This is a genomic window from Novosphingobium sp. (genome assembly GCF_036820275.1).
Taxonomy (GTDB): domain Bacteria; phylum Pseudomonadota; class Alphaproteobacteria; order Sphingomonadales; family Sphingomonadaceae; genus Novosphingobium.
Genome location: NZ_DAISLT010000016.1, coordinates 106,906 through 123,583, shown reverse-complemented (window position 1 = coordinate 123,583; position 16,678 = coordinate 106,906). Strand labels below are relative to the sequence as shown.

At 66.2% G+C, this 16,678-nt stretch carries 15 protein-coding genes; 9 read left to right on the top strand and 6 right to left on the bottom strand.

Features of this window, described 5'->3' with window-relative positions; translation table 11 throughout:
• The 4 genes from V7066_RS14485 to glgX form a co-directional block, all read left to right on the top strand.
• A partial coding sequence (locus V7066_RS14485) for an alpha amylase C-terminal domain-containing protein (protein WP_334183744.1) occupies nt 1-1,021 on the top strand: 1,021 nt, incomplete at its 5' end.
• Between the two features lie 29 nt (nt 1,022-1,050).
• Complete coding sequence (gene glgC / locus V7066_RS14480) at nt 1,051-2,313, top strand: glucose-1-phosphate adenylyltransferase (RefSeq protein ID WP_334183743.1); 1,263 nt, start codon at nt 1,051-1,053, stop codon at nt 2,311-2,313.
• Nucleotides 2,314-2,351: 38 nt separating this feature from the next.
• Nucleotides 2,352-3,815, top strand: coding sequence for a glycogen synthase GlgA (gene glgA, locus V7066_RS14475; protein ID WP_334183742.1), 1,464 nt, complete (start codon nt 2,352-2,354; stop codon nt 3,813-3,815).
• Nucleotides 3,812-5,620 (top strand): glycogen debranching protein GlgX, encoded by a 1,809-nt coding sequence (gene glgX, locus V7066_RS14470; protein ID WP_334183741.1) that lies wholly within the window; start codon nt 3,812-3,814, stop codon nt 5,618-5,620. The genes glgA and glgX overlap by 4 nt, the downstream gene beginning before the upstream one ends.
• Here glgX and V7066_RS14465 read toward each other — a convergent pair.
• The gene (locus V7066_RS14465; RefSeq protein ID WP_334183740.1) at nt 5,589-6,650 is read right to left on the bottom strand and encodes a GGDEF domain-containing protein; all 1,062 of its coding nucleotides are present in this window, start codon (nt 6,648-6,650) and stop codon (nt 5,589-5,591) included. The two genes, glgX and V7066_RS14465, sit on opposite strands and share 32 nt — an antisense overlap.
• 196 nt (nt 6,651-6,846) lie before the next feature.
• Between V7066_RS14465 and V7066_RS14460 the strand changes: the two genes are divergently transcribed.
• The 4 genes from V7066_RS14460 to V7066_RS14445 are packed head-to-tail and all read left to right on the top strand — an operon-like array spanning nt 6,847 to nt 11,029.
• Nucleotides 6,847-7,530, top strand: coding sequence for a response regulator transcription factor (locus V7066_RS14460; protein WP_334183739.1), 684 nt, complete (start codon nt 6,847-6,849; stop codon nt 7,528-7,530).
• The gene (locus V7066_RS14455; RefSeq protein WP_334183738.1) at nt 7,527-7,865 is read left to right on the top strand and encodes a LysM peptidoglycan-binding domain-containing protein; all 339 of its coding nucleotides are present in this window, start codon (nt 7,527-7,529) and stop codon (nt 7,863-7,865) included. Before V7066_RS14460 ends, V7066_RS14455 begins: the two co-directional genes overlap by 4 nt.
• 6 nt (nt 7,866-7,871) lie before the next feature.
• Entirely contained in the window at nt 7,872-8,828 is a 957-nt protein-coding gene (locus V7066_RS14450; RefSeq protein ID WP_334183748.1) for a FecR family protein, read from the top strand.
• Nucleotides 8,825-11,029, top strand: a complete 2,205-nt coding sequence (locus V7066_RS14445; protein WP_334183737.1) for a CHASE2 domain-containing protein — start codon at nt 8,825-8,827, stop codon at nt 11,027-11,029. The genes V7066_RS14450 and V7066_RS14445 overlap by 4 nt, the downstream gene beginning before the upstream one ends.
• A 12-nt stretch (nt 11,030-11,041) precedes the next feature.
• Here V7066_RS14445 and V7066_RS14440 read toward each other — a convergent pair whose 3' ends face one another.
• From V7066_RS14440 to V7066_RS14420, 5 genes are all read right to left on the bottom strand, one after another.
• Nucleotides 11,042-11,542, bottom strand: a complete 501-nt coding sequence (locus tag V7066_RS14440) for a hypothetical protein (RefSeq protein WP_334183736.1) — start codon at nt 11,540-11,542, stop codon at nt 11,042-11,044.
• Between the two features lie 454 nt (nt 11,543-11,996).
• Nucleotides 11,997-13,238, bottom strand: coding sequence for a sel1 repeat family protein (locus tag V7066_RS14435; RefSeq protein ID WP_334183735.1), 1,242 nt, complete (start codon nt 13,236-13,238; stop codon nt 11,997-11,999).
• Nucleotides 13,235-14,224, bottom strand: coding sequence for a tetratricopeptide repeat protein (locus V7066_RS14430; RefSeq protein ID WP_334183734.1), 990 nt, complete (start codon nt 14,222-14,224; stop codon nt 13,235-13,237). Before V7066_RS14430 ends, V7066_RS14435 begins: the two co-directional genes overlap by 4 nt.
• Nucleotides 14,221-15,156 (bottom strand): surface-adhesin E family protein, encoded by a 936-nt coding sequence (locus V7066_RS14425; protein WP_334183733.1) that lies wholly within the window; start codon nt 15,154-15,156, stop codon nt 14,221-14,223. Before V7066_RS14425 ends, V7066_RS14430 begins: the two co-directional genes overlap by 4 nt.
• A gap of 32 nt (nt 15,157-15,188) precedes the next feature.
• Complete coding sequence (locus tag V7066_RS14420) at nt 15,189-16,340, bottom strand: lysozyme inhibitor LprI family protein (protein ID WP_334183732.1); 1,152 nt, start codon at nt 16,338-16,340, stop codon at nt 15,189-15,191.
• A 58-nt stretch (nt 16,341-16,398) separates the two neighbouring features.
• On the opposite strand from V7066_RS14420, the gene V7066_RS14415 reads away from it, so the two are divergent.
• The gene (locus tag V7066_RS14415; protein ID WP_334183731.1) at nt 16,399-16,641 is read left to right on the top strand and encodes a hypothetical protein; all 243 of its coding nucleotides are present in this window, start codon (nt 16,399-16,401) and stop codon (nt 16,639-16,641) included.
• Nucleotides 16,642-16,678: the final 37 nt, after the last annotated feature.

Here is a 16,678-nt window from a genome sequence, read left to right as displayed (position 1 = left end):
CTGGGCCGAACGCTATCATGTCGACGGGCTGCGCGTGGATGCCGTCGCCTCGATGCTCTACCGCGACTACTCGCGCAAGGACGGCGAGTGGATTCCCAATGCCCAGGGCGGGCGCGAGAACTGGGAGGCGGTGGACTTCCTGCGCGCCACCAACCGCGCGCTCTACGGCCAGCATCCGGGCGTCTTCACGATTGCCGAGGAATCGACCGCCTGGCCCGGTGTCACCCAGCCCGCCTATGACGTGGAGGACGGCGGGCAGCCGACCTCGCTGGGCTTCGGCTTCAAGTGGAACATGGGCTTCATGCACGACACGCTGCGTTACATGGCGCGCGATCCAGTGCACCGGCGCTATCATCACGACGACATCACCTTCGGCCTGATGTATGCCTTCAGCGAAAACTACGTCCTGCCGCTCAGCCATGACGAAGTGGTCCACGGCAAGGGTTCGTTGCTGAACAAGATGAGCGGTGACGATTGGCAGAAATTCGCCAATCTGCGCGCCTATTACGGGATGATGTGGGGCTATCCCGGCAAGAAGCTGCTGTTCATGGGGCAGGAGTTCGCCCAGCGCCGCGAATGGAGCGAGGAACGCGCGCTCGACTGGGACTTGCGCGATGCGCCCGCCCATGAAGGCATCCGCAACCTCGTGAAGGATCTCAACCGCGTCTACCGCGACAAACCTGCACTTCACGCCGGGGACTGCGACGGTGAAGGTTTCGAATGGCTGGTGGTGGACGATGCCGCCAATTCGGTCTTCGCCTGGCTGCGCAAAACGCAGGGCGCCCCGCCGATCGCCGTCATCTCCAACATGACCCCGGCTACCCTGACGGGGTATGGACTGCCGCTGCCGCTTGACGGCACATGGAACGAGATCCTCAACAGCGATTCCCCGCATTACGGCGGAACCGGACAAGGCAACCTGGGGCAGGTCAAGGCGGAGAACGGGCGAGCCATGGTGACGCTGCCGCCATTGGCGACGATCATGCTTGAATATGCGGAAACGCGCGAACACGCGGGCTAAAAACGAAGATACTAAGGAGAGTGAGTGCAATGAGGACGCCGACCGGATCGCCACTTGCGCGCGATGCCATGGCCTATGTTCTTGCCGGCGGACGCGGCAGTCGCCTTGCCGAGTTGACGGACAACCGCGCCAAGCCCGCGGTCTATTTCGGCGGGATGAGCCGGATCATCGACTTCGCTCTGTCGAACGCGATCAACTCGGGCATTCGCCGCATCGGCGTCGCCACGCAGTACAAGGCGCATAGCCTGATCCGGCACATGAACCGCGCCTGGAACTTCATGCGTCCCGAACGCAACGAGAGTTTCGACATTCTCCCCGCCAGCCAGCGCATTTCCGAGCTGCTCTGGTACGAGGGAACGGCGGATGCGGTGTTCCAGAACATAGACATCATTGCCGCCTACAGCCCCAAGTACATGGTGATCCTGGCGGGTGACCATATCTACAAGATGGACTACGAGTTGATGCTGCAACAGCACGTCAACTCGGGCGCGGACGTGACCGTGGGCTGCCTCGTGGTGCCGCGCAAGGACGCCACCGCCTTCGGCGTCATGCATGTCGACGAGAACGACGTCATCACCTCGTTCCTCGAAAAGCCCAGAAATCCGCCGTCGATTCCCGGCGATCCCGACCATGCGCTGGCCTCGATGGGCATCTACGTCTTCGACACCGAGTTCCTGTTCGAGCAGCTTCGCCGCGACGCCGCCGAGCCGGATTCCAAGCGCGACTTCGGCGGGGATATCATCCCCTACATCGTCAAGCACGGCAAGGCGCAGGCCCACCGCTTCACCAATTCCTGCATTCGCGCGGCGGAGGAAATCGAGGAATACTGGCGCGATGTCGGCACCGTGGACGCCTATTTCGAAGCCAATCTCGACCTCACCGACACCGTGCCCAAGCTCGACATGTACGACCGCGACTGGCCGATCTGGACCGACACCGTCGTCGCCGCCCCGGCCAAGTTCGTCCACGACGAGGAAGGGCGGCGCGGGCAGGCGATCTCCTCGCTGATCAGTCAGGACTGCATCGTCTCCGGCTCGTTGGCGCGGCGCTCGCTGCTGTTCACCGGCGTGAAGATGGGCAGCTATTCCGAAGTCAACGAGGCGGTGATCCTGCCTTACTGCAACATCGGCCGCCACGCCCGCCTGTCGCGGGTGGTGATCGATTCCGGGGTGCGCATTCCGGAAGGGCTGGTCGTCGGCGAGGATCCGGAACTCGACGGCCGCCGCTTCCGCCGCACCGACAACGGGGTCTGCCTCATCACCAAGCCGATGATCGATCGCCTGAATCTGTGATTTGTCTAAAAAGGGCCTGTGATCTGCCTGAAAAGGGAATGTCGTTGAAAGTCCTCTCCGTAGCTTCCGAAGCCGTGCCGCTGGTCAAGACCGGGGGGCTGGCCGATGTCGTCGGCGCGCTTCCCGCCGCGCTCGCCGGTCACGGCGTGGAGATGACCACGCTGCTGCCCGGCTATCCTTCGGTGCTGAAGGCGCTCGGGCGGTTGCGCAGCGTCCATGCCTGGGACTCGTTGCTGGGCGTTCCGGCGCGGCTGCTGACCGGCAAGATCGACGGCCAGCCGCTGCTCGTGCTCGACGCGCCGGCGCTCTACATCCGCGACGGCGCGCCTTATGGCGATGCGGCAGGACAGGACTGGGCAGACAACTGGCAGCGCTTCTCGGCACTGGGCCGGGCGGCGGCGGATATCGCGGGCGGTGCGGTGGTCGTCCGGGGCAAGGCCATGCGTTTCGACCTCGTTCATGCGCATGACTGGCAGGCGGCGATGGCCCCTGCGTACCTGCGTTTTGCTCCGTTCGGCGGTGATGCCGGGCGCGTGCCGTCCATCGTCACCATCCACAACATGGCATTCCAGGGCTGGTTCGGCGCTGAAACTTTCCCGCGCCTCGGCCTCCCGCGCGAGGCCTGGTCGATCGACGGTATCGAGTACCACGGCGGCATCGGCATGCTGAAGGCGGGCCTCGCCTGCGCCGATGCCGTAACCACCGTCAGCCCCACCTATGCGCGCGAAATCCGCTCCTCCGCGTTCGGCATGGGGCTGGAGGGGCTGATCGTGGCGCGGGGCAGGGCGGTTTCCGGCATTCTCAACGGGATCGACACGGCAACCTGGAATCCCGCCGAAGACACCGCCCTCGCCGCCCGTTACGATGCCCGCAAGCTGGATCGACGCACCGCCAACAAGCGCGCGTTGGAGGCCGAATTCGGGCTCGACGTCGATGATGGACCGCTGTTCATCGTCGTCACCCGGCTCACCTGGCAGAAGGGCATGGACGTGCTGCTGGAAGTGCTCGACCATCTCGTCGGGCTGGGCGGGCGGCTGGCCCTGCTCGGTTCGGGGGATGCGGCGATCGAGCAGGCCTTGCACCACGCCGCCGCGCGCCATCCGGGCCGGATCGGCGTGCGCATCGGCTACGACGAGGCGCTTTCCCACCGTATGCAGGGCGGCGGCGACGCCATCCTCGTACCCTCGCGCTTCGAGCCTTGCGGACTGACCCAGCTTTACGGTCTGGCCTATGGCTGCGTTCCCGTCGTGGCGCGGACCGGCGGGTTGGCCGACACGGTGATCGACGCCAACCCCGCCGCGCTGGCCGCCGGGGTCGCGACCGGCGTGCAGTTCGACGGTGTGCACTACGATGCCGTCTCCGCCGCGCTGACCCGCACGGTCGATCTCTACGGTCGCGCCGAGCAATGGCGCACGATCCAGAAGAATGCGATGAAGTGCGATTTCTCGTGGACGGCGAGCGGGCAGGCCTATGCCGATCTTTACCGTGCCCTGACGGCATGAACCGGCTCGGCGCGTCGGTCGGTGAGGGCAAGACGCGCTTTGCGGTGCGCAGTCCACTGGCGAGCGAAGTCTGGCTCTGCCTGTTCGAGGGCGACGACGAGCAGCGGCATCGCATGGAGCGAGACGGGCCGGACTGGGTTCTGGAGCTGCGCGGCGATTTTACCGGCGCGCATTACGGCTACCGCGCCGCCGGTGAATGGGCGCCGGAACGCGGGCTCTGGTTCGATCCCGCGAAGCTGCTGGTCGATCCTTATGCGGTCGGGCTGGACCGGCGTTTCGTACAGGATCGCCGTCTGGCCGCGTTCGGCGTCGATACGGCGAGCTTCGTGCCCCGTGCCGTGGTGCCCGCCCCGGTTGAGCCGCTTCCGCTCGCCCTGCCGCATTTCGTGCAGGGCGGGTTGATCTACGAACTCAATGTCCGGGCCTTTACCCGGCTCCATCCCGAAGTGCCCGAGCCGATGCGCGGGACCGTGGCCGCGCTCGCCCATCCGGCCGTGATCGCGCATCTGAAGAAGCTGCATGTCACGGCGGTCGAACTGATGCCTATCGTCGCCTGGATCGACGAACGGCACTTGCCGCCGCTCGGTCTGGTCAATGCCTGGGGCTACAATCCGGTGGCGATGATGGCGCTCGATCCTGGCCTGTGCCCCGGTGGGACTGCCGAACTGCAAAAGGCCGTCACCGCGCTCCATGCCGAGGGGATCGGGGTCCTGCTCGATCTTGTCTTCAACCATAGCGGCGAAAGCGATGTACAGGGCGGGACGATCTCGCTGCGCGGGCTGGACAATGCCGCCTATGCCCATGCGCCGGACGGCTCGCTGATCAACGATACCGGCTGCGGCAACACGCTGGACTTCGCAAACCCCGCCGTCCGGCGCCTCGCCCTCGATGCCATGCGCCATTTCGTCGAGAGTTGCGGCGTGGACGGTTTCCGCTTCGATCTTGCTCCGGTGCTGGCAAGAGGACCGGGGTTCGATCCGGCAGCACCGATCTTCGCGGAGATCGCGGCCGATCCCGTCCTGTCCACGCGGATCATGATCGCCGAGCCGTGGGATGTGGGGCCGGGCGGCTATCAACTCGGCCATTTCCCGAAGAACTGGCTCGAATGGAACGACCGCTTCCGGGACGATGTCCGCCGCTTCTGGAAGGGCGAGGAAGGCATCGGCAAACTCGCCACCCGGATCGCCGGATCGAGCGACATCTTCGGCCCGGTGCCGCCCGGCTCGTCCTGCCGCTCGATCAACTTACTGGCCGCGCACGATGGCTTCACCCTTGCCGATACGGTGTCCTACGCAAACCGCCACAATGAGGCCAACGGCGAGCAGAACCGCGACGGTCACGGCGAAAACTTCAGCTGGAACAACGGCGTGGAAGGGGCGACGGATGACCCCGCGATCAATGAAGCGCGCCGGGCGGATATCAAGGCGCTGCTCGGCACGCTCTTTGCCTCGACCGGCACGATCATGCTGACGGCCGGAGACGAGTTCGGCCGCACCCAGCAAGGCAACAACAACGCCTATTGCCAGGACAACGCCATCGGCTGGGTCGATTGGGCAAACCGCGATCTGGAACTGGAAGATCATACCGCGGCTCTGGCGGCGATCCGCTCGGCCGAGACGTCCCGTTACGCAAGCCTCCCCGCGGATTTGCGCTGGCTGAACGCGGAGGGCGCCGACATGACCGTCGCCGATTGGGAAGCGCCGGGCGCCGATCGCCTCGGCTGGACGGCGGATGGCCAGGGGGCGGTGCTGGACCGGGGTACGCGGACTGCGATTATCGGCAGGGTTCCTGAAGGGCGGGCCTGATCGGTCGAAGCTGCTCTCCGGTCAGTTCTGGCGCAAGGTTTTCATCGTTTTCGGCGACATGGCTGAAGCGCATCGTGTTGCGGCCCGCATCCTTCGCTTCGTAGAGGGCGTGATCGGCCGCGCCCAGACAGCGGGCGGCATGATCGGCCTCCAGCGATCCGCTGGTGCTGACAGTCACGCCGATGCTGACCGTGATCCGCCCGAAGGGGCTTGCGGGGTGGTCGAGGGAAAGGCGCTCGACCGCCAGTCGGCAGTTTTCAGCGACGCGCAGTGCGCCGAGAGCGTCCGTATCGGGCAGGACCATGACGAATTCCTCGCCGCCGAAACGCCCCACGGCATCGCCTGCGCGGCGGCCCCATCGGCCGATCTCGCCGGCAATGGCGACCAGGCAGCGATCTCCGGCGAGATGGCCGAAACAGTCGTTGTAGTCCTTGAAGTAATCGACATCCACGAGCAGCAGGGCCATGCTCGTCCCGTCGCGATGGCTGCGCCGTAGTTCCTTGGAGAGCGCACTCGCCAGACCGTTGCGGTTGAGCAGTCCGGTAAGAGGATCGGTACGCAGGGACGACATCAGCTGCCTGCGGGACTGGCGCAAGCTGGCCTCGATCCGGGCCTCCCGCGTGATGTCCATCGCGCCGATCAGGAGTTCCGCGACCAGCCCTTCGGCATCGCAGGTTACGCTGAACGTGAGCAAATAGGTGGCGCCCTGCCAGGAGATGCGCCTGTCGGGCAGCGGATCGCCGCGCGCGGCGGATAGGTAGCACCCCTCCAAAATCGGACCGAGTTGCGGAAATGCCGCCAGCACGCTGCGCCCGTCGAGTTCCTCTACCGAACGACCGGCGACGGCGGCCATCTGCCGGTTGATGAAGACGACGTGACGGGCGCGGTCGAGGACGGCGAGGGCGAAAGGCACGGATTCGAAGTACCGACCGACGACAGGCGTGGGGGCATGGAGTTGAGGGAAGCGGTCATGGCGGTTTTCCGGAAGCGCATTGTCGGCATCGTCGTCCGCGCAGACGGCTCTTTCCATGAAATCCACCCTCCTTTTCGATTTTACGAGTGTCCGGGTTCTCCCAACGGTGATCAAAAGTCATGTAAAGGAATGCAAAATCGTGATGCTTGTAAAACCTTGTAAAACCCGCCGAAGGGCTGCTGCGGGGCGCCGTTCGCGCTGATATGCTTGTCGCGGGGGCACTGATGCCGTGACGAAGCAGAGCGGAGCGCGAATGCGGATTGCAATTCTGGAGGACGACCTGGCCCTTGCCGGCTATGTCGAGAAATCGCTGCTGGCGAGCGGCAACAGTTGCGTCGTGTTCGCGGACGGCCGGGACCTCCTGCAACAGCTGCACCGCGAAACCTTCGACATGCTGATTCTCGACTGGAACGTGCCGGGCATGTCGGGGCTCCAGATACTCGACTGGATGCGCGAAAACCTCGACAGCAGGCCGCCTGCGCTCATGCTGACGAGCCGTTCGGCCGAAGAGGACATCGTCCAGGGTTTGTCCGCCGGTGCCGACGACTACGTGATCAAGCCGGTGTCCAGTCCCGTGCTGCTGGCGCGGGTCGCGGCCGTGGCACGGCGGGCCTACCCGGTCTCCGCGAGCCCGGTCGAGACGTTCGGCCCCTACCGCTTCGACAGCCGGGCGGAGACGATCGAACTGCGCGACGAAGCGGTCGCGGTCACTGCGAAGGAATTCGCGCTGGCGACACTGCTGTTCCGGAACATGAACCGCGCGCTGTCGCGGGCCTATCTTCTCGAAGCGATCTGGGGCGTCAGGCCGAACCTGCCGACCCGAACGCTCGACGCGCACATCTCGAACGTGCGCACGAAACTCAACTTGCGCCCGGCGAACGGCTTCAAGCTCTCGCCGATCTATTCCTATGGCTATCGTCTGGAAGCCCTGACTTGAACGCCCGTTTCCTCTACCGCGCATCCCTGTCCGCCCTGCTGCTGGCCGCTTCCGGCAGCCTTCGCGCGGAGGCGCCGGAACACGTCAGCTACAGCGTCAACCGCAACGACACGCTCTACGACCTCGCCCGGCGTTATTTCGCCGATCCTGCGAGCTATCCGGCGGTCCAGAAGCTCAACCGGATCGGCAATCCCCGGCGCATACCCGTGGGCCGCGTGCTCAAGATACCGCGTTCGATGCTGCGCCGCGAACCGATCGAGGCGGTGGTCCAGAGCTATCGGGGGGCCGTGCTCGTCGGCGCGCACGGGGCATCGGTCGGTCTCAAGGTTCGCTAAGGAGACCTGATCGAGACGGGCGCGCGGTCCTTCGTTTCGCTGCGCCTGCCCGACAATACGGCCATTTCCCTTCCGCCCGGAACCCGCGTGCGGGTAGAGCGGCTGCGCCGTACCCTGCTGGCGCAATCCGTCGAGCGCCGTTTCGTGGTCCAGAAGGGGCAGGCTTCCGGAATCGTCACGCCGATGACGGACCCGCACAGCACGTTCGAGTTCCTGACGCCGCGCGCCATCACTTCGGTGCGCGGAACCCGTTTCCGCACGAGCTACGATCCGGCGAGCGGTGCCACGAAAGTCGAGGTGTCCGAAGGCAAAGTCGCGTTCCGGGAGGCGCGCGAGGGGGAGCAGTCCGTTGCGGCGGGGTTCGGAACCAGCGACGCACTTGCCGCGCCCGTGCCGCTGCTGGCGCCGCCGGACCTGGCCTCGCCGGACAGATCCCAGACCGGAGAGAAGTTGGCCTTCGTCGCCCGGCCGGTCGCCGGAGCGGCCCGCTATCGCTTCCAGATCGCCCGCGATGCCGGTTTCCTGGACGTGCTGGACGAAGCCTATGCGCCGACGCCGCAGGCGGAATTCCCCGACCTGCCGCGCGGCACCTATTTCGTGCGTCTGGCCGCCATCGACGACCACGATCTCGAAGGCCTGGCCTCTACCTACAGCTTCGAGCGGCGACGGAGCCGGTTGCGGACCAGCCTTGAGGAAAGCCGGGCCGGCCGATACCGGCAGTTCCTGTTCCGCTGGCAGGCGCCGGACGCTCCGAATGCAAGCTTCCGCTTCCAGCTCTCGCGCGGTGCCGACGGCTCGGCGCCGCTCGTCGACCAGACCGGCCTGACCGGGGACGCTTTCGTCATCACCGATCTGGCGGCGGGGACCTATTACTGGCGGGTCATGAGCATCGAGGCCGCCGACGGGCAGGTCTATACGAAATGGTCGTCCACCAACGAGCTGCGGGTCGGGACGGTCAAGTGAACCTCGCGGTTCGCCTCAAGATCGAATGGTGGATCATTGCCGTGCTCGTCAGCCTGCTGGCGGTTGTCCTGACGCTGGGGGATGCCCTTTCGCGGCTGGACAATGCCGCTTACGACCGGCTGCTGCAACTCGATCCGCCGCGCCCGGACGGCCGGATCGCGCTGGTCGCGATCGACGATGCGGCGCTTGCGCAATTCGGGCGCTGGCCCTGGAATCGCAGTGTCCACGCGCAGCTCGTCGACCGGCTGCGAGAAGAGGCGCCGCAGGCGATCGTCTACGATACGCTGTTTACCGAGCGCGGGACGCCGCAAGGCGATGCCGGGCTGGCCGGAGCGATGGCGCGGGCGGGGAATGTCTTCCTTCCCTTCTTCATCGGCGCGGGCGCGAAGGTCGTGGAGCCGATCGCCCCCTTGCGCGATGCGGCGCGGGGCACCGGGTTCACCGATTTCCTCGTCGATCCCGACGGCGTGATGCGTTCGGCGCCGTCGCCGCTCGGTTCGCGGCTTCACCTGATGGACGAAGTTCACGGCAGTCTCGGCAAGAGCGTGGCTGTCCCCGCAACGGGACGGTTGATCCCCTTCACTTCGGGTGAGCAGTGGCCCCGCCTTTCGGCTGCCTCGCTTCTCGCGGGCAAGGAACCGCGCCCGGCCTTGCGCGGCAAGGTCGTGCTGGTCGGTGTGACGGCTGCCGGGATAGGTCCGCGCTATCCCGTGCCGGGTCGCGGCACGATGTCCGGCCTCGAAATCAATGCCCAGTTCCTGCACGGCCTGCTCGGCAAGCTGATGATCGGGAAAGCGGGGAACGCCATGCGGATCGGGTTCGCACTGGTGCCGGTCTGGCTGCTCATGCTGCTGATGGGACCGTTTCCGCGCCTGTCGCCGGCGCTCGGACTTGCTGCGGGAACCGTGGCTGTTCTGGCGCTTTCCGGACTGTCGCTGCTCCTGGGAAGGGTCTGGTTGCCGCCCGCCACGCCGATCCTGGCGCTCTGCGTCGCCTATCCGATCTGGGGATGGCGGCAACTGGCGATCACGCAGCATTTCATGCACGGCGAATTGCTGCGCCTCGCAGCGGATTCCACGCTGTTCACGCCGCCCGTGAAGAAGGGGCGCCAGCCGCTGCCCTCGACGATTGCGCTGCTGACTGCCGCGATCACCAGCAACCGCGACATGAAGCATTTCGTCGCCGAGCGGCTCGACCAGCTGCCGGACGCCACACTCGTCACCGACGGCAAAGGCGATATCCTGCTCGCCAGTGCTTCGGCGGGCAGGCTGTTCGGTACGGAGAATGTCCGCGTTGATGCGCCGGGCAAGGGGGCGGCCCTGCTCACGCGTTTCCGGCAGGCGGGATCGCAGGAGCCGATCCGCTTTCCCGCAGCCCCCACGGCGGAGCCGCTGAGCTTCGACGCGATGACCGAGGACGGCCACTTCTTCACCGTCCGCTTCGCGCCCCAGCTTACCGTCGGCAGCGGTTTCGTCGGCTGGATCGTCCAGTTCATGGATGTGAGCGAGGCCAAGGCCGCGCAGCGCCAGCGCGACGATATCCTCGAACTCCTGACCCACGACATGCGTTCCCCGCAGGCCTCGATCCTCGCCGTCCTGGAAACCGCGCCGAGCGAGAACATCGCGCCGGAAGAGGCGCGCCGCATCCGTCACTATGCGGAGCGGACACTCGGCCTTGCCGACGGTTTCGTTCAGCTCGCCCGCGCGGAAAGTCTCGAATATGTGCTGGAGGATGTCGCGCTGGGCGACATGATGATCGACGCGATCGACGATCTCTGGCCGCAGCTCACCGCCAAGTCGATCTCGATCGACACCGGCGGGGAGGACGAGCGCCTGATCGTCCGGGTGGAGCGCTCCCTGGTGACCCGCGCGCTCATCAACCTCCTGGACAATGCCATCAAGTACAGTCCCTCCGGAAGCCATATCCGCTGTACGGTGGGCCAGGAACCGGACGGCGAACCGCGCGCGTTCTGTGCGATCACGGACGAAGGACCCGGACTGGACGAAGAGCATCGCCACCGGCTGTTCGAACGGTTCCATCGCGGGCCGCTGGGGGCCGGTCGGCGCATGGACGGCGTCGGGCTCGGGCTCAGCTTCGTGCATACCGTCGTGGTGCGGCATCGCGGCGAGGTCCGCTGCCTCAGCGAGGTCGGGCGGGGTGCGACGTTCTCGCTGATCCTGCCGCTTGCCGATCGGGGATAGTCCCGAAAAAAACTACCGTCCGGCGGTTCCCGGCTCGGTCGCGCTGCCCAGTTCCGCCAGGAAGGCCTGCGAAAGCCGATCCTCGCTTTCGGGTGTGCCCTGCCGGACCGGCATCTGTCCGACGAGACGGTAGAGTTCGCGTCCGGTCGCCCGCTCCGAAACCACCAATGTGTAGACCCGCTGGTCGATGGACCGGGACCGCGTGGGCGATACGAGCCAGGTCTTTCCCTCGGGTTCGCCCTCAGGCGCGAAAAGGCCGGTCCTGCCGGGCAGGAGCGCGTTCGTGAACTGGACGAAGTAATCGGCCTCCCGGGAACGGGAAAGGCCACGTGCGGCGAGCTTCTCCAGCAGCGCCGTTCCCCATGCGCTGTCGCCCGAGGCTGCGCCGACGAGTTCGATGCCGCCTGCCTGCGGCAGGGCGCCCGTCGTCCGGAGCGCCGCTTTCGGCGGCGATGCACAGGCGGACAGCAAGCCTGCCGATCCGAGCAGGAACAGCGAAACGGGTAATCTCATCGTCATTTCCGATTCAAGCCTGCTGGGGACGCGTATTCTCGTAGGAAAGCCCGCGGCGGAGAGGAACTGCCTCGCTCGCGAATTTACACTGCTTTACATCGTCCCTACCGGTTTTCGCTTATGCTGTGCAGACCGCAGAGACCCACTGCGGTCACTTCGATCGCGCCGCTGCATTACCCCCGCGCCAGCACAAACACCCCATGTTTGGCGATCGAGGTGCGAAGTGATCCGGATACGAACCGGACGCCACCTCCGGCCTCGCTCTACCATTCCTCCCCAGAGCGAGGCCCTTTCTTCGTCGGCCGCCGGCGGCAAATGTAAACAATTGTCTCCGCTATGGCTCCGAGAGGGGCGGATCGCTAGGAGGGCGAAGGGCGACGGCTCAGTCTTCCCGACTGCCACCGAGGAGCCGTTGCCCATCCTTTCCCCATAGAAGTAGCGCTCGCGCGGGCGATCACTCGGTATCGAGCGCTTGGAGGAAGACGGCCATCAGGTTGCGGCGCGCCGCCATCGTCGCTTCGTAATCGTCCGTCACGGCGGTCATCTGCGCGCAGGAGGGGAACAGGCCGCGCGAGCGAACCGCTTTCTCGCAGCGCGCGATCCAATCCGCGCCGCGCGCGGCAGCGGTGCGGTACATCTCGCGGGCCTCGTCGCAGACCGTCCGGGCATTGTCGGTGCAGCCTTGCGCCAGTGCGACATAGGCCAGGAAGTCCGCGGTCTTGAAGCGGTGCGGCTCGGCGGCCTGCGCTGCGCGAACCGTCTGCGCGAAGAAGTGGCAGCCTTCGGGATCGATCATCAGGGCGTCGTTGTGCAGGAAGCAGGCCTTCGACAAATGGCTCCAGGCCTTGTCGAGATCGCGGCCGGTCCCCGTGCCGGTCAGGTACATCCAGCCCAGGTACTTGCAGGCGTAAGGCCCGCGGCCCGGATCGTCGCTATCGCAGACATGAGTAAGCCTCGCCTGCGCGCGTCCGTAGTCGCGCAGCGCGCGGTTGTGGAGGTAGAGCTTGCCTGCCTCGTAGCAGCCGAGTTCGTCGAAGCCGGCCGCGCAGGACATGTCGTAGTGATCCAGCGCCGCGCGCACATCGCCGCCGCGTGCCGCGGCTACGCCCCTGCTCCAGCAGGTGTCGACGTTGAAGTCGGCCTCGCACGGCGGCGACCCGCTCGCGGGAAGGGGATACTGGATGGCATAATTGGGGAAGGACTGGCCGTCCGAACCGCGCTCGCGTCCGACCTCGCGCATGAGGGCGAGCAGCCGATCGTGCTTGCGCCGGATGCTGTCCGGGCGGCAGGTCAGTCCGGCCAGGGTCTGGCCTTTGCGGCTGACGGTCAGCGTTCCGAACGGATGAAGGGCGGACGGATCGGGCGCGGCGCCGTCCCGAAATCCGGCTTCGAAGCGGTACAGGGTATCGCCGTTGGCGAAAGTCGCCGTTTCGTCGATCGTGTCTCCCGCCCCGTTGCGGCGGCGATAGTCGAGTTCGCCGAGGGGCGCGCTCAGAGTGAGTTCGGGGCGTTCGCCGGGCGGGCCGTAGCGATAGACGGCGCGGTCCCCGGCGATGGACAGCGAAGCCTCGCGATTCTGACCGGCTATGCTGCACGTCAGCACGTTCTCCTCGTCCGGCCTGTCCATGGCGTATCCCGGGGATGCCGCGACCATGGCCGCAAGGGCCGCGAGAAGCGGAAGAAAACCTCTTCTCATCGGTCTTCCTCTGTCTGATCCGCCGCCGCGCGGGCGATCGCGAGAGCCTTTCGGGCGCTTTCCGCGGAAGGCGTATCGGGGGCCAGTTCCAGGGTCCGTTCGAGCAGTGCGGCGGCGCGACGATCGTCACGTTCGCGGCCGTTTCCGGTCTGATAGGCCCTGCCGAGGGTGAAACAGCTTTCAGCCTCGCCAAGGTCGCAGGCTTTCTCGAACAGGTCCAGCGACCGTCGGCGGTCCTTGCGGGTGCCGCGCCCGTCATCGACCATCATCGCCAGATTGCCGCAGGCGGCGGGGTCCTGCACGTCGCAGGCCTGTTCGAACAGCGAGACGGCGCGCCGATAGTCCCGCCGCACACCGAGTCCGTCGCGGTAGAGCACGCCGAGATTGTAGCAGGCGTGTTGATCGTCCCGGTCGCAGGCCTGTCTGAACAGGTCGGCCGCCCGGCGCTGGTCGCGCGGCACGCCCTTGCCCAGCGAATAGGATGCGCCGAGATTGGCGCAACCCGCCCTGCCGCCCGCATCGCAGGCCTGCGTGAACAGCGTCGCGGCGTAAGCTTCGTCCCGATCGACGCCGTCGCCGTTCACATAGGCAAGGCCGAGGTTCGAACAGCCGGTCGGCTCGCCGTCGGTGCAGGCGAGGGCGTAGTACGATGCGGCGTGTTCGGGCGATCGCTCCACGCCTTGCCCGTTGCCATAGGCGAGACCGGCCATCGTGCAGCCCTTCGCGTTGCCGAGATGGCAAGCCCTCGCGAAAAACGGCGTCGCCCGGGTTTCGTCCTGCGGCACGCCGTCGCCTTCGGCATGGATGTAGCCGAGCCGGAGGCAGGCATCGTCATCTTCCTGCGCACATTGCGCCGAGAGATCGTCGGCGAGATCGACCTGCTCGTCGATCCGGGCGTCATGCCCGGGCGGCACCTCGGCAGGCGCCGAGCCGATCAGCCACGGCGCCGCGAGTGCGAGGACGGCGTGACGGACTGCGCCTTTCATCGGGCGGTACATGCCGGATCGAGGCAGGGGAATCCCGTCTCGCCGTTTTCGTCCCTCGATAAGCGGCTTGCGCGGAAGCGCAGGGCCTGCGGCGTCGCCTCGATGACTTCGATCCCGATATCCAGGATGCGCACATCCTTCTGCGCCAGCGGGAACCGCATTTTCTGGGCGCTGCTGGCGCGGGCAAGGTCGCCGATGCCGTAGCCGCGCAGTTCGAAGACAATCTCGCCGTCCTCGATGCCGACATAGGCGATGTCGTAGATGGTTCCGCTTTCGTCGGCGTCGTAGTCACCGGCCTCGGGCACTTGCGTGCCCTTGGCATAGTCGCGGGGCGGGACGACGGCATCGCCTGCCGCCGTGCGCTGCTCGGTGCCGAAGGTTTCGGGCGCGGGGGCGGTCGAGCGTATGACCGGCACCTTGGGATCGGCGCGCATCCTGTCGTGGACGGCCCGGGGGCTTTCCGAGGCATCGGTGTCGGCGATCAGCGCTTCGGCGAAGGCGACTTCATCGATGGCGATCGGAAAGCCGCCGGTCTCGGCAGGATCGGAGGCGCAGACGAATTCCAGCTGCGTTTCGCCGAGCGTGCCGGAGCCGACCGGTTCGGGATCGTCATAAGCCAGGGCAGCTTCGTCGAGCCGCTCGTCGTGCGGGCCGTAGCGCATGACCATGTCCCAGTTTTCGGTGCGTGCGCGGCAATCGGTAAGCATGTAGGCACGGATCGAGGCGGCGGGGTTTCCCTCTTCGCGCAGGACCTGGCTCGCCTCGTAGCGAACGGTGTCGCCGTACCGCTGGATCGATTCCACGTCCACGAACAGCACTTTGTCGGCGCCTTGCGCGACGTACCACCACTGCGAGGAGCGCGCCTCGGCGGGGGAGGACAGGCATGCCGCGAGGCAGGCGGCGAAAGCAAGGGCCGCTACGCATGGCTTCATCGGCAGGTCTCCGGTTCGGTGGGGGAAGATGATCAAGTACCGCAACTATGGGCGGCGGACAGCACTTCCCCAGCCGCCTCTCGGGCCATCTTCGCGGCCTCGGCAGGGGACTTCGCGAGATAGGCCGCATAGTGGCGCTCCAGTTCGGAACGGACCTTCGTCACGTCGGCGGGGGCGATGCCGCCCGGCATTTCGAAGCCGCCGTCCGCCGTCTCGGGCATCTGTCCGAGCCGCGCCGCGTCGACGGCGTTCCGGTAGGAGCGGTAAGCGGAAAAGCGTATCGTGCCGTCGCATTCCGGCCAGGTCCGGTTGATCCTGTCGTCGAGCGCGTCGAGGGCCGGGAGCGGAGGCAAGGTGCGCTCGCAGTCGCTGTTCAACACGAAACCGTCCATCGTCGAGCCGAACGCGGGACCGGTGGCGTGGAGCAGGGCGGGGTGGCGCACGATCGCGGCGCAGGGCAGGACGGCCCGTATCGAGTCGTTACCTTCGGGCAGGTAAGGGCCGAGCACATTCAGGAGAGCCGCGAAGTGGCGGTCCGAGCTGAAAATATCCTCAAGGCGGGTGACGGCAATCCCGTCGGCACCGCGGTCGGACAGGATCGACCGGCCGAAAGACTGACTTTCGTCCGTCCGCAGTCCGTTGAAATAGGGCGTGAGCAGGGCGGTGATGCGCGTTCTGGCGGCTTTACGGTAAGGGGCCGACCAGTTCGCATTCACAGGCTCACCCGCCCATAAGGCGACGGCTTCCAGAAGGGGGGCGATCTCCGGCGCGACACGGCGCAGGACCGGCAGGGCCTTGTCCGGCGCCCGCATCAGCACGGCAACGGCCAGTTCGCCGTTGCGGCGGCCATAACTTGCGGTCAGGCATTCCGGTATGGACCGGCCCGCCGCCGCGCTGCCGCAAGCGCGCGTTTCCTGCAGGAACTTGCGCTGCGCGGCGAGTTCGTTCGAAGGACCCGTTCCGAAGGCGCTTTGCCGGGCAAGGGCGAAAAGGCTTGCCGTCTCGCGATCCGCTGCGGCGAGTGCAGGATCGTGGCAGATCGTTTTCTCCGTCGCCGTGCTTGCAGCGGCGCAGGAGAAGCTGGGTCCGCTTGCCGCCACGCGCGGCGTCTGGGCATGGCCGGACGCGCCGACGGTCAGCATGATCCATGCCCCGCCCAGGACCAGCCGCTTAACTGCGTTCATCGAGCAACTCCGTCATGAAGGCTGCGCTTTCTCAGACGGTTAGCACGGCGCTTCCGGCATGCAAAATCTTCCTCCCGTCATCGCGATGACCCTGCGTGACGACATGGTGCAGGTGGTCCGTGCCGAACTGGCAACGCGTGAACCCGATACCGTGATCGGGAGAAAGCTGTCGGTCCCGCCCTCGATCGACATCGCCCGGCGTTCGGGTCATCCGCACCAGAAGCATCTCATCAAGGCGACGGACGAAGCCCTGTGCCGAGCCAAGGAGAATGGTCGCAATCATATCGAGATTGCACCCTAGGGTCCGGAAAGCCTGCATTTCTTCCTAAAATGGGAGA

Excerpts from the sequence above, each read along its gene's own strand:
- V7066_RS14460 (WP_334183739.1), top strand. The coding sequence starts at position 6,847 with ATGCGGATTGCAATTCTGGAGGACGACCTGGCCCTTGCCGGCTATGTC.
- glgA (WP_334183742.1), top strand. The coding sequence starts at position 2,352 with ATGTCGTTGAAAGTCCTCTCCGTAGCTTCCGAAGCCGTGCCGCTGGTC.
- V7066_RS14465 (WP_334183740.1), bottom strand. The coding sequence starts at position 6,650 with ATGGAAAGAGCCGTCTGCGCGGACGACGATGCCGACAATGCGCTTCCG.
- V7066_RS14435 (WP_334183735.1), bottom strand. The coding sequence starts at position 13,238 with ATGAGAAGAGGTTTTCTTCCGCTTCTCGCGGCCCTTGCGGCCATGGTC.
- V7066_RS14430 (WP_334183734.1), bottom strand. The coding sequence starts at position 14,224 with ATGAAAGGCGCAGTCCGTCACGCCGTCCTCGCACTCGCGGCGCCGTGG.
- V7066_RS14440 (WP_334183736.1), bottom strand. The coding sequence starts at position 11,542 with ATGAGATTACCCGTTTCGCTGTTCCTGCTCGGATCGGCAGGCTTGCTG.
- V7066_RS14415 (WP_334183731.1), top strand. The coding sequence starts at position 16,399 with ATGCAAAATCTTCCTCCCGTCATCGCGATGACCCTGCGTGACGACATG.
- V7066_RS14425 (WP_334183733.1), bottom strand. The coding sequence starts at position 15,156 with ATGAAGCCATGCGTAGCGGCCCTTGCTTTCGCCGCCTGCCTCGCGGCA.
- glgC (WP_334183743.1), top strand. The coding sequence starts at position 1,051 with ATGAGGACGCCGACCGGATCGCCACTTGCGCGCGATGCCATGGCCTAT.
- glgX (WP_334183741.1), top strand. The coding sequence starts at position 3,812 with ATGAACCGGCTCGGCGCGTCGGTCGGTGAGGGCAAGACGCGCTTTGCG.
- V7066_RS14420 (WP_334183732.1), bottom strand. The coding sequence starts at position 16,340 with ATGAACGCAGTTAAGCGGCTGGTCCTGGGCGGGGCATGGATCATGCTG.